Origin of the sequence: Dyadobacter sp. CY345 (genome assembly GCF_021502725.1) — a bacterium.
In the GTDB taxonomy this organism is placed as follows: Bacteria; Bacteroidota; Bacteroidia; order Cytophagales; family Spirosomataceae; genus Dyadobacter.
The window spans coordinates 1,500,520-1,513,792 of sequence record NZ_JAKFFS010000001.1 but is presented as its reverse complement, the minus strand read 5'-3'; the positions used below and the strand labels follow the sequence as shown (position 1 = coordinate 1,513,792).

The following is a 13,273-nucleotide window of genomic DNA, read 5'->3' as shown; positions in this document are numbered from 1 at the left end:
TCAAGTTTTAGCATTAAATTGAAATGTTCAGTCCGAACAAAAACGTGCGGGTTTTAGGATAGAAATTATTGTAATCTACTCCTGGGGCAATCCCACCCTGATTTACTTCCGGATCAACTCCTGTGTATTTTGTGATGACAAAAAGGTTGTTTACAGAAGTATAAATCCGCAGATTTTTCACAAAAGGACCTAACTTTTTGAAACTGTAACCTAGCGTAGCATTGTCAAACCGGACGAAACTGCCGTTTTCAAGAAATCTCGATGAATAGAAATATGCATTGATATCTTTCACAGATTCATCAGCAGCGTCTTTGAGAATATTGGTATACTGAGCTGTATTTGGTCTGAACAGATCAGCACGGGTCGCATTGAAAATTTTGTTTCCAAAAGCTCCTCTGATAAAGACATTCATATCAAAATTGCCATATTTGAAATTGTTATTCCATCCCAACAAAAGCTTTGGCTGCGAACTTCCCATATAGTGATAATCTTTACCAACTATCGGTGTTGTGGTCAGACTGCCGTCACCGGCCAGGAATTGTGATACGCCATTGTCGTTCTTACCCGCATATTGAAAGGAAAAGAACTGACCGAGCGGCTTGCCGGCTTTCAAAATCTGTAAAGATCTGCCTGACTGCCCACCACCTTCCGGCCGGGAAAGAAGAACTGAATCGCCTCCTGCAAATAATGGGTTTGATAAACTTGTGATCAGGTTTCGGTTGTGGGCAAGATTGACGCTTGTTGTCCAGTTAAACTTTGTTTTGGAAATAACTTTTGCGCTCAGGTTAAATTCGATCCCTTTGTTATTAACACTTCCACCGTTAGCAACAATGCTTCCTGAGGGTACCAGAATCGGGTCAACCGTATAGGAGTAAATCATGCCAGTGGTATTTTTATCATACAATTCAAGCGAACCGCTGATTTTGTTTCCTAGCACTGAGAAGTCTAAGCCAAAATTTGTCGTTGCCGTTTTCTCCCATTGTAGATTCGGATTTTCAGATTTTGTCGGGCCATATGCGCCGGTTAGTGCACCATTGTAATAGTAAGTTCCCAGACTTCCCGAAATAAACTGTGCTGTATACGCATTAAAACCCGTTGCATTTCCTGTTACACCATAACTTGCTCTCAATTTCAAATCACTGAAAAAGGTCTGGCTTTCCATGAAAGATTCCTGGCTGATACGCCACGCCGCGCCTACCGATGGGAAATATCCCCACTGATTATTTTCACCAAATACTGAACTTCCGTCTCTCCGGATCGATCCCTGCAAGAGATATTTGCTTTTATAATTATAGTTAAATCTCGCAAAATCTGAAATCAGCTGTGTTTCCTGGTAAATACCGTCTGGCCCGAAACTGATCTGGTAACCCGAAATTCCATAAGGATTACTCAGCGCCAGGTTGTTGTAGCTGATATTATCTACTGGTAAATTACTGGTCGTTACTTGAAAACCCTCTCCGATTTTATTGTTTTGCCAGGAATATCCGACCACTGCGTTAATCGAATGGTCTCCAAACTCCTTGTTCCAGGTTAAATACGTTTCCAGAATTTTGTTGGTATTCTGGTAAGAACTTCTGCTCGCCTGACCATTTCTCCCAAAAACCTGTACCGAGTGAAATCCAACACCCGGATCCGGATTGTCGTACATGTTGTTGTAATTGGACGTAAAATATTTGTTATAAAACGAACCTTGCAACGCGGTGGAATTCAGGTAAGACAGGTCGATATTATAAGTAAGTCCAAAAGGAAGTTCAACCTGCGTTTTGAAACTTCCGATCAGATTGTTCGTCTTGGTATTCATTTCGCTGTTGTTCATCATCGCAACAGGATTGTAGTAATTCGTATTCTGGAAATTTTCAAAATAACTTCCATCTTCATTTTTAATCGGCGAAACAGGCAGGTACATAGCAGATTGAAGCAAAACCGTATTTCTGTACGGCACGTCGTCCGCGCTGCTATGCGAATTGGTAACTGAAAAACTGAATTTCAATTTATCTTTCAAAGCCAATTGTTCGATACCAAGACGGCCAATAAATCGCTGCAACGAGCTGTTCAGCAGTACCCCGTCTTTTTTCACAAAATTCAAACTAGCGCTGTAAGTTGTATGTTCGCCACCACCGTTGAATGAAAGGTTGTGATTGGTTGAAACTGCTGTTTTCTTCTGGATCGCTGATTGCCAGTCTGTGCTTGCGCCTTTGTCATCTGCCGGAGAAAAACCGATGCTGTTCTTGTCTAAAAATGACCGCAGTTCAGCCGCGTTCATCATATCTAGTTTATTCGATACTTTTTCGATACCTACATAAGAATTGTAAGAAATCTGCATTTGCCCTGGTTTTCCCTTTTTCGTGGTGACCATGATCACGCCATTGGCCGCCCGGTTCCCATATATCGCTGTTGCCGCAGCATCTTTCAAAACATCAACCGACGCAATATCGTCTGGTGCAATAGTGGAAATATCTGCCCCCGGAACGCCATCGATCACATAAAATGGTCCCTGCGCACTATTTATCGTTGATGCGCCGCGCATGACAACTGCCGCCGGTTTGTTCGGATCTCCGCTTGCGGTAATGTTCAAACCGGGAACTTTACCCTGCAATAATTGTCCTACATCCGTGATTGCTCCCCTGTTCAATTCTTCCGTTTTAATGGTACTCACGGCACTCGAAAGATTTTTTCGCGACTGCTGACCATAACCTACAACCGCGACTTCGTTAAGCGTGGTGTTGCTTTCGACCATGGCGATAGTAATATTACTTTGTTTCCCAACTGAAACTTCCTTCGTAGTAAAACCGATATAGGAGAAAACCAGCACGTCCGTATCAGCCGCATTGACCGAAAAAATTCCATCTGTATCCGTTGTAGTACCAAGTTTGCTTGTCTTTACGATGACCGTAACCCCAATCAGTGGTTTTCCATCTGAACCTACCACACGACCTTTGATCAGTTCGAGAATTTCTTTAACCGGCGCGATCAGCTTGGTCTGTTTCCTGGGTTGCAACACGACCGTCTGATCAACAATGGAATATTCAAAAGGCTGGTTTTTAAAACATTTTTCAAGCGCGTTTTCCAGACTACTTTCCCGGATCGTGAAACTTACCTTTTCAGCTTTCTGGATCAACTCGGTTTTGTACCAAAAAGAATAACCACTTTGCTTTTCGATTTCTTTAAGCACTTTTTCCAGTGTCGCATTTTGTGCCACCAATGTAATTTTTTGTGAGTAACTGCTGGCACTCACCTGCATACAAAAAGCCAGCGAAAAAATAAAGATCATTTTCATAACCAAAATAGTTCTGGTTGAAAGAAGCCGGGGAAACCTATCACCTATATACGACAGTCCTGGCCTCTTTTGGATTAAAGAGTTGTGATTCATACTTTTGTTGTTGGGTTTGTACTAAACGGTTTGAGATAATTTGTGAACGTGCTGACTCTTCTGAACGGGACGGTTGCAACGTTCCCGTTCTTTTTTTGCATTGAAGCATAGAGACAACACCTGTTTTCTGATTGTAGTAAAGGTGTCTATTTCGTCATAAGTATTCGTTGGGTTATGGAGTTACAGTAATTGTTTTTCCTTCTATTTTATATTTTAATCCGCTGAGTGATAAAATTTTTAAAACCTTTGAAATATTAGCATTTCGGGGCAAGCGTCCGCTGAAACGTTCACGGCTTACGTTACCTTCGCAGGCAACATCTACATCATACCAGCGTGATACCTGCCGCATAATCGTTTCGAGATTATCATCTTCAAACTGAAAAAAACCATTTTTCCATGCCATTTCCTGTTCGATATTGACATTGTTCAGAACGTTAATTCCATTAGAATTTAACCTGGCCTGCTGTCCGGGCGTCAACAGCGCCGACTTCCCTCCTTTTGACACTTTTACCGAACCTTCCAACAATGTAGTTCTCATAGACTTCTCATCGGGATATGCCATCACGTTAAAATGCGTTCCCAAAACCGCGACCTCGGTGTCGTTAGCTTTTACTATAAAAGGCATTTTCGGATTATGTGCAACTTCAAAATAAACCTCGCCCGTGATTTCAACCCGTCTTTCGTTACCTCTGAAAACGGTTGGAAATTTTAAACTTGAAGCAGCATTCAGCCAGACTTTTGAGCCATCTGGCAAAACAATATGATACTGCCCTCCTTTGGGTGTAGTCAAAGAATTGAAAACTATGGCCTCCTGCTCTGCGTTGTTATGCTTGTAAACCAGCTCTCCATTTTTGGATTTCAAGATATCCGTATTTCCTTGCGTTGCCAGATTGCCGTTTCCAGCATTATCCAAAACAATATTCGAGCCGTCTCCCAAGGTCAGAATTGCTTTATTTCCTCCCGGCGGCAAGTCGCTGTTGATGGTTTTAGAAGTAGAATCAGCCGCCAGCCTCTGCTCTTTCTGTGAACCTATTAAAAAATATAATCCAAAACCAAGTATCAGTATGGCAGCCGCAGCTATTTTTGGCCATAATGATCTTGTTTCGGTTTGACGAGAAGATAAATCGTCAAATGCTGCTTCTTCATTTTGAGAAAAAATATTGGAAAGTATTCGATCAGAGGATGTCTCTGACATTTCTATTTTGGGTTCAAAATCCCGCCAGGAAATTTCCAGAAGCGAAGCAATTCGTTCATCGTTAGGATTTTGATTTATCCATGATGAGAGTTCAAGCTTTTCGGCCTCCGTGCAATTCCCAGCAAAGAATTTTTTAGTCAGATACTCAATCCTTTCCGCTTCCATTTTATACGTTAAAATCTTTCATTACAATTGATTATTCCAGCATAAAACAAATAACCAGAATAGAAATAAACCCCAATAGGTATATAACCAAATAAAAGACAAATGAGAAAGACGAAAGGACTAGTCAGTATTGAAAAAAACTGATTTATTTTTTCAAAGCAAACATTATTGAGACTAGAAGCATCATATCGGCATGAATTCGAAGTTGTGTACGGATGGTCGACATAGCCTGAACGATATGGTTCTTGACCGTGTTGGGAGAAATTTTAAGCAGGTTGGCAATTTCATCATGTGTTCGTCCCTCTTCCCGGCTTAGGTGGTATACGATTTTTTGCTGTGCAGGAAGTTTTTCCAGAATTTCGTTCAACAGTTTTTCAACATCTTTCAATGCAATAATATCCTGTGTTTCATTGTGTACGTAAGAATTCCGTCCATACATTTCTGCCATAATCAATGTTTCTTGCGCCATTCGCTTAAAATAATTGATCGCGTGATTTTTAGACATTCTAAAAAGATAGCTACCGAAATTATCAATGGATGACAAAGTCTGACGGTCGTTCCAGAGTTTCATAAATACATCCTGGACAATATCTTCCGATAGCGTATCAGATTCTGTAAGGCGAAAAAGGTATCCGTAGAGTTTATTTTTATACATATGAAAAAGCGTAGTGAATGCACCCTCGTCCGCTTGTGCAGCGAGTATAAGGAGCTCCTTTTCATTATGTAGATCGCGGGTTAACACACTTATTGCCAGTTAAATTTTACCGCAAAAAATCATCACAAACAATATATTATTCGGTATTTACTGCAAACATATTAATAATTTATTATAAAGTTAATACACCGCAAAAGTTTTATTAACAAAATATAAGTATAACAATGATTACAAAAATATTGCATTGCTCATATTCCAACGAGTATCCATTTAATAAGAGCTATAAAACAAAAGACCGGAGGTTTGTTGAAACCCCCGGTCTTTATCAAATAATTTTTACAAAAAACGTTACTATTTTGTCGCGGCAACCGCATCATTAATGAATCTCAAAGTATCGGAAGAAGCAACATTAACACCTGAAAAAGCAACGAGCGAAACCAAACCCTTACTCGCGGTTTTGGGAACAACTACAACAATTTCACTGGTAGATTTACTTACAAATTCCGTCACTGGCGCCGTCAAACCGTTGAATAATACACCCATGGCGAGATCCAAATCCGCGCCTTTAATTACAAGATTCTTTTCTCGTTCTGCGGGGTTTGGAGTCATCGCTGTGATTGAAGGAAGCGCGACAACGAGCTCCGTTTCACTTTCAATAGACAATGGTTCTGTTCCGCCGGTCGCAAGGAGAATTGGTCCGGTCTCAGCTCCGAACGGAACTGTCACAACCAGCTCATTCATTGTTTGGCTCACGAATTGTACCACAGCCGTGTCTCCTGCAAAACGGACTTCTCTCACCCAATTCATATACTCTCCGGTAATTGTGATATTATCTCCCGGCCTCGCTGCTGCCGTAACAGACTTAATGGTTACAGGTACTTCAAAACTCAATATTGTTTTTGACACAATATCCCCAGCAGCAGTTTTTAGTATCACAAATCCTTCGTCGGTTTCCTTCGGAACGGTCAATACGATCAGCTCGGCAGTATGAGTAACAAAAGCTGAACTTGGTATACTCGCACCCGTAAGTTCGATCGCAGTTACTTTCTCCAGATTATTACCAATGAAACTGATATTTTCTCCCGGCATCACTCCCGAAGGCCCGAAACTTAAAAGCTGAACCTCTTCGGAAGTGGTCACGTCGTCATCTTTACATGCAATCTGGATTCCGAAAAACAGGACCAGGTATAATGCGGTTAAGAACCGCTTGTTAAAATCTATTTTCATCGTCAGATGTTTTATAAGCTATTTTCTAAGAACTTTAGGCACTACCCGGAAATTATCAAGTGCTATATCAGCATCAAGATCGCCACCTCCATGAAAAAGTAAACGGGTGAAATATCCATTCGGATTGACAGCCATTTTAACGCCGGCAGTTGCGTAACTTCCTGCAACTTCTTCAAATGGAATCACGATAGTTACCCATTCTCCTTTGGTATCAATTGGGGGTGCCCATTGGTACGCATCAGTTACAAAATCGTTCAGGCCCACGTTAATTTTGAGCATGTTATTATTGTAAGGCTTCTTGGTATTCACCTCAAATTTAAGGTTATAATCAGCAGGTCTCAGAATCGCATCATCTGGAATATTTTTGCTGATTGCTCCCATAGCATCCGGCGGTCCGCCCGCAACTTCTTTCCAGGCCCAGCCTCCAATAGCTTCTTTAACACGGATATAATTTCCGTTGATAGCAACCGGATCACCTTCAACCGGGTCTGTAACCACGTATTTCTCATTCCACCATCCTGTAAACGGATCACTGCTCAGGAAAATATTACGGTTATCTCTGAACCAAAAGTCAGACTTCGTTTCGCCAAACTTAGTCGTTACAGTGATCTGACCAGGATTTACGCCTGCCGGAACACGAACCTGGATGGTTTGATCTTCTACCGAAACCAGTTCACCAACGATTCCGCCCGGAAAAGTAACGGTCAGGGGTTCGTAGAAAAAGTCACCCTTGATCGTTGCCACAGCTCCATCGGGTACATATTCGCTATTCATACTGGACACAGTCGGTTCGCTGATTTGCACTTCAAAATCGTGCTCCAAAGTTTGTCCGCCTCCGAAAATAATCCTCATTTTGTTGGTAATATCTGCCGGCACCAGACTTGGTACGCTGACAAGAATCGACTTACTGGTGACATATGTTGGCGTCAAAGTCGCTTTCTGGTCATTGAACCAGATTTCCTGCGCCCCGGCCAGGTTTTCTCCAACAATTGCAATCAGACTTCCCTGAAACGCGCCAGTCAGTAAAGAATCCGAAGATTCTGGTCTGGTAACACGAACATACTTGATACTTGGCTGTCCGCCGCTGGGTTCCTCATCTTCCGAACAGGAAAAATTTATTCCAATTAATGCCGCCAGAACGGTCATAAACAAGATCTTGCTAAATATTTTTTTCATTTGAATATCTGTTTTGAGCAACACAAAAATTTAGTTACCGTAATAATCCACCGGAGGTTTTTGCAAATTAGGCGCCTGACTTAATTCGGCTGATGGGATGGGCAAAAGGAAATTACCGCTATTAGCTACAATTGTCCTTTCCGTCGTAGCCCAGCTCGTTTTGGTAAAAGTCCAGGAAGTTGGATTCGGGAATTGATCAGGCGCAGTGAAGAAAATTCCGCGATCCTGGCTGTTCAGGATTGAATAAGCTTTTGCGGCATCGTAATAATGTAGACTCACCAGATCATACCAGGCCATTCCCTCCATTGCAAATTCGCACAGGCGTTCCCTGAAAATCACATCAAAAGTCAGCGGATCTTCAAAAACGGGCAAACCAGCGCGCATATGCACAGTATTGAAATAAGCCAGCGCTTTTGGATCGGTCGTGGATTCATTATTTCCCAAAACTGCTTCCGCATAAATAAGATACATTTCTGCCAGACGCATCATGTAGGTATCGTTGCCATAATTTTGAAATGCTGATAGTCCACCAACGTCTTTGGCTTTTCCGGTAACGTATTTTTTAATTGCCAGGAAGTTATTGTCCGTTCCGGTGAATGGGAACACAAGCCTTTGTTCACCGCCCGTTATGCTCTGTGAGATCTCAGGATAAGATGCCCCCGGAAGCATAAAAGTTGCTTTTAACCTCTGGTCGAGCGTTCTTCCCTGCAAACCGGTTGCTGTCGCTTTGATTCCTTCATATTGGGAAATCATCCACCACGTAGCACTTTTATCTCCTCCCCAACCGTCGCCATTGGCTATATCAGCGCTGTATGCCAGATAGGATGGTGAGGTATTTTGCGTTCCGTATGCCCCGGGTGAGTAAACCCATTGCAAAGAAAAAAGTGATTCCGCATTGTTGTCATAAGGAAAAAGAAACAGGTCTGCGTAGTTTCTCATCAGGCTGGCTCCGCTGTTCGTAATAACTCTGTCTGCGTAATATTTGGCACTGTCCAGAAAGACCTGGTTTCTCTGGCCTGCCCCTTTGGCTTCTACACCTGACCTGTTCAAATAAAATCTGGCTAGCATTCCTTCCGCCGACCATCTTGTAATTCTCCCTGTACGAATTGGAGTTTCGGGAAGATCATTAACAACGGCGCGCATCTCATTCGTTATGAATTTCCAGACGCTTTCCGGTGTGTTTCTTGAAACAGAAGTATCAGAAAGTATTTTGATATTATCCTCGATGATTGGAACTGCGCCCCAGTTCATTACCAAAGAACGATAAGCAACGGCGCGCATAAATCGCGCTTCTGCAATAGCCATTCGCTTAATCGTAGGGGAAACACCGTCACCGGCATACTGATTGATGTTGCTGATTGCAAGATTTGACTGGCCAATAATAATAAAAAAGGATCTCCATGCAGCGCCATTTTCAGGTGTGTTGCCTGTTGTATTGAACAAAACATTACCCCGGTCATTGTAAGCAGAAAATGCAGTTCCAGCTCTGAAATCACCTATATTGTAAGATGCTTTGTCATTATAGTCAAACCAGACTCTGCTGTAAAGCAGCGCCGTTGAAGCCAGCACCTGGTCATCGGTCTGGTAAAAACTTGCATCAACAATTGAGTCCTTAGGAGGACGTTCCAGAAAATCTTCAGAGCAAGCCGACAACACCAATGCAGGAATCAGGACTGCAATCCAGTGGTATATATATTTGAAATTTTTCATGTAAATCAGTTTTTAGAAGTCTAAACCCAAACTAAATGTGTAAACGGGAGTCAGCGGATAACGTCCATAATCCAGACCTATCGCCTGGTTCGTCGGACCTGAGTCTCTTGAAACATAAGCTCCAACTTCCGGATCGAAGCCTGTATACTTTGTGAAAGTCAGAACATTCTGCGCGCCAACCGTAAACCTCGCTCCTCTTACTATTTTCTGTTTTGACATAAATGCAGAAGGAACATTGTAAGTCAGCGAAACATTTTTAAGACGAATAAAAGAACCATCTTCAACCCATTTGTTGGTATGGCGGGTAAAGTTTCCGTTAGGTCCGTTTGAGATCCGCGCCACGTCAGTTTCCGGATTTGATAACGTTACCTCACCGCTTGCGCTGGTAATTGGTTTCGCATAATCCATTGCATGAACCAGCAGGTTACGGCTCAGATTAATATTACTCGCGTTGGTATTCAATTTGCCCAGATAATTGTAGATATCATTTCCGTACGTACTTGTGAACAGAACGCTCAAATCAAAACCTTTGTAAGAAAACGTGTTGGTCAAACCCGCAAACATTTTCGGCCATGGATTACCGATCACAGTTTGATCAGCTTCTGTGATTTTCCCGTCGCCATTGATATCCTGGAACTTCACGTCTCCAACCCAGATATTGTCAACGTTTGTCGGCATTCTGTTTCCATTGTTATCAACAGGAACCGCACTTCCGTCAATTTCTGCGACATTTTGGAAAATACCTTCCTCCATATATCCACGGAAAAGCCACGGAGCTTCTCCAACTTCGGAGCGCTGTGTCCAATCCTGTAACCACCAGGATGTACGATCAACAAAAGCACTTTCAGAATAGAACGATTTAATTTTGGTTTTAAAACTCGAAATATTGAAACTGGTTTCCCATTTAAAACCGCCACGGTTCATATTCGTTGTATTGATCGTAAATCCAAAACCCTTGTTCTGAAGTGCGCCAATGTTTACCGTCGGCGATCCTACGGCACCTTGTCCGTTTGTCCCCATATACCAGGGCAAAGGTTTTTCCATCAACAGATTATCTGTGTTTTTGATATAATAATCCAGTTCAAACTGAATTCTGTTATCCAGCAGGGCAATGTTGATACCGAAATTATTCGTTTTTGTTTCCTCCCATTTCAAACCAGGATTGCTGTATTTTGTTGGAAGAAAACCGGTTGTTGTCGGCGTTGCACCAGTACCCATCGGCGAATAAATTCCACCGCTTCCCTGATTTCCGGTAACACCCGTCTCAAAGCGTAATTTCAGTTCATTAATAAAAGGTACGTGAAAGAATGCTTCCTGAGAAACTCTCCACGCCGCTGATAAAGAAGGAAAAACACCCCACTTATTATCTTTACCAAAATTCGCCGAGCCATCTCTTCTTACAGTACCCATAATGATATACCGGTCGCCGTAATTATAGTTTAGCCTTCCCAGATAAGATTCCATCGCCCAGTCGCCAGAACCACCTGTATTGCTGGAAGTTAATGCATCGCCAGCCGCCAAATCCAGAATATCATTGGTTAGAAAACCAGTTCTAGTGGCTCCCACATTTTTATAACTTGACTCTTGGGCCTCATGGCTGACCATGGCATTGATACTATGCTTTCCGAATGTTTTTGTATATTCCAAAAGCTGGTTCCAGTTCCAATAGGTGTTCGTTCCGTTTCCGTTCGTAAGGTTAGCCGTTACGTTTCTGGCCCATCCAATGGCGTAAGTCGGAATATAATAAGTTGAATTTGAGAACCCGAGATTGGTGTTGAAAGAAGATCTAAAATTAAGGCCTTTTGCAATTTCAATACCCAGATTAAGACCACCCAGAAATTGTCTTCTGACCAATTTATTCGTTGTCAGGTTTGCAATCGCGATCGGATTCACAGGCGCGAACTGGTTTGCTCCGTTATTCTCGTCGCCCCCGCCCCATGAGCCATCGATATTTCTTACAGGAACCTGTGGCGTCAACTGCAATGCACTTGCAATGATGTTTTCTTGACTGGTTGTAAGATTATCATTGGTTTGGTTAAAACTTAAATTTGCTCCGATCGAAGCCCATTTTCTTGGTTTATTATCAAGATTTAACCGGAAACCATAACGATCAAAACCAGAACCCTGCGCCACTCCATCCTGTTTCAGATACTCTCCCGACAAATAATAGGTGGTTTTATCCGTTCCGCCGCTCAGGCTCAACTGATGTTTGTTCATCGGAGCGCTTTTGAATAATTCTTTTTGCCAATCAGTACCAGAGCCAAGCAGCGACGGATCCAAAAACTCCTGTGGTGTTTCTCCGCCCGCAAGCAAATGATATTCACCAACCATTTGTGCATATTGCTGCAAGTTCATCACTTTCAACGGTGCTGGTGCTGTTTGCAAGCTGTACTGATAACCATAAGATATCTTTGTATCACCTGCTTTTCCACGTTTTGTTGTAACGATTAATACACCGTTGGTTGCCCGTGAACCGTAAATTGCGGTGGCCGACGGACCTTGTAAAACCTCAATGGATTCAATATCTGCCGGATTTAAACCAGCGAGCGGATTGGAAGAACTTTGTGCGCCGAAAGAGGCAGATTGTCCCGGAATCTGAACTCCATCAACAACATACAAAGGCTCGTTACTTCCGCTGATTGAATTTACCCCACGAATATTAACAGAAATACCACCACCCGGCTGACCTGAATTTTGCGTAATGTAAACTCCGGCCGCTCTTCCCTGAATAGCCTGTTCAATTGTCGTGTTCACAGTTCTGCCAATATCTTTCGCAGAAACGGAAGTCTGCGCCGTAGTAAGATCAGCTCTTTTCATCTCACCATACCCAACCACCACAACCTCGTCCAGTGCTTTGGTATCAACCAGAAGTGTTACATCGATCACACTTTTATTTCCGACGACAACTTCCTTCGGGACATAACCTACGAAAGAAAAAATAAGCACCGAACTTGTGCCCGGAACGGCCAGAGAGAATTTTCCATCCGTGCTGGTAGTTGTTCCCTGCGGCAAACCTTTAATCACGATACTAACGCCCGGCAATGGCTCACCTTTGTCGTCAATGACTTTTCCGGTTATATCGATCGCCGCAGTCTGGTAGGCCGAAATACGGTTGGTCAGCAAGCCGGCACCGTTAATATCCGTCTTTGCAATCTCCGGTGATGACATACTCTCGCGTGAGCTCTCCGGAAGTATGATACTTTCTGCCGTCAGTTTTCTTTTTTTGACAACAATCGTTTTATCAATAATCGAATAACTCAGCGGCTGATTTTCAAAAACCCGGTCAAGAACGGATTTCAGCTCTTCGCCGGTAACTTTGATATTAACAGGACGCGTGTTTTTCAACAACTTATTGTTGTACAGGAAATTATACCCGGTCTGTTTTCTGATCTCATTAAAAACCTTTTCAAGTCCGCTGTTATTTTCATTCAGCCTAACGGTTTGAGAATATACGCCAGCGCTGACTTGCATAAAAGCCACAAAAAAGAAAAAGGCTGTCAGCTTCATGATTCTAGCAATTTTTAGTTTTAGCCCTGCCGGCAGCAACCGTTCCCTTCTGTGTAAACCGAGTGGAATCAGGCGCGCATACCCGCGTTGATTAAGTAAAGCATATTTCATACTTTTACATTGTTTAGGTGATTGTACATGTTATGGTTCGCAAAAATCGTGGCTGTCTATAACCTTAACATCTGCTATACTGATTCCGGCCAAAGAGTTCAGTGTAGATGATCACACTTCGGACGCCAATCCGAAGTGTTTTTTTGGTTATCCAGCA

The 13,273-nt window shown here is 42.6% G+C and carries 7 protein-coding genes; all 7 read right to left on the bottom strand.

Annotation, left to right across the window (positions count from 1 at the left end; translation table 11 throughout):
• Positions 1–13 precede the first annotated feature (13 nt).
• Complete coding sequence (locus tag L0657_RS06325) at positions 14–3,277, bottom strand: TonB-dependent receptor (RefSeq protein ID WP_235149573.1); 3,264 nt, start codon at positions 3,275–3,277, stop codon at positions 14–16.
• 265 nt (positions 3,278–3,542) lie between these two features.
• Positions 3,543–4,730, bottom strand: a complete 1,188-nt coding sequence (locus L0657_RS06320) for a FecR family protein (protein ID WP_235149572.1) — start codon at positions 4,728–4,730, stop codon at positions 3,543–3,545.
• A gap of 145 nt (positions 4,731–4,875) precedes the next feature.
• The gene (locus tag L0657_RS06315) at positions 4,876–5,472 is read right to left on the bottom strand and encodes an RNA polymerase sigma-70 factor (RefSeq protein WP_235149571.1); all 597 of its coding nucleotides are present in this window, start codon (positions 5,470–5,472) and stop codon (positions 4,876–4,878) included.
• Between the two features lie 264 nt (positions 5,473–5,736).
• Positions 5,737–6,612, bottom strand: a complete 876-nt coding sequence (locus tag L0657_RS06310) for an IPT/TIG domain-containing protein (protein WP_235149570.1) — start codon at positions 6,610–6,612, stop codon at positions 5,737–5,739.
• An 18-nt stretch (positions 6,613–6,630) separates the two neighbouring features.
• The gene (locus tag L0657_RS06305) at positions 6,631–7,788 is read right to left on the bottom strand and encodes a glycan-binding surface protein (protein WP_235149569.1); all 1,158 of its coding nucleotides are present in this window, start codon (positions 7,786–7,788) and stop codon (positions 6,631–6,633) included.
• Positions 7,789–7,818: 30 nt separating this feature from the next.
• Positions 7,819–9,498, bottom strand: a complete 1,680-nt coding sequence (locus tag L0657_RS06300) for a RagB/SusD family nutrient uptake outer membrane protein (RefSeq protein WP_235149568.1) — start codon at positions 9,496–9,498, stop codon at positions 7,819–7,821.
• Between the two features lie 12 nt (positions 9,499–9,510).
• Complete coding sequence (locus L0657_RS06295) at positions 9,511–13,116, bottom strand: TonB-dependent receptor (protein ID WP_235149567.1); 3,606 nt, start codon at positions 13,114–13,116, stop codon at positions 9,511–9,513.
• Between the last annotated feature and the right edge of the window lie 157 nt (positions 13,117–13,273).

Excerpts from the sequence above, each read along its gene's own strand:
- L0657_RS06325 (WP_235149573.1), bottom strand. The coding sequence starts at position 3,277 with ATGAAAATGATCTTTATTTTTTCGCTGGCTTTTTGTATGCAGGTGAGT.
- L0657_RS06320 (WP_235149572.1), bottom strand. The coding sequence starts at position 4,730 with ATGGAAGCGGAAAGGATTGAGTATCTGACTAAAAAATTCTTTGCTGGG.
- L0657_RS06310 (WP_235149570.1), bottom strand. The coding sequence starts at position 6,612 with ATGAAAATAGATTTTAACAAGCGGTTCTTAACCGCATTATACCTGGTC.
- L0657_RS06305 (WP_235149569.1), bottom strand. The coding sequence starts at position 7,788 with ATGAAAAAAATATTTAGCAAGATCTTGTTTATGACCGTTCTGGCGGCA.
- L0657_RS06300 (WP_235149568.1), bottom strand. The coding sequence starts at position 9,498 with ATGAAAAATTTCAAATATATATACCACTGGATTGCAGTCCTGATTCCT.
- L0657_RS06295 (WP_235149567.1), bottom strand. The coding sequence starts at position 13,116 with ATGAAATATGCTTTACTTAATCAACGCGGGTATGCGCGCCTGATTCCA.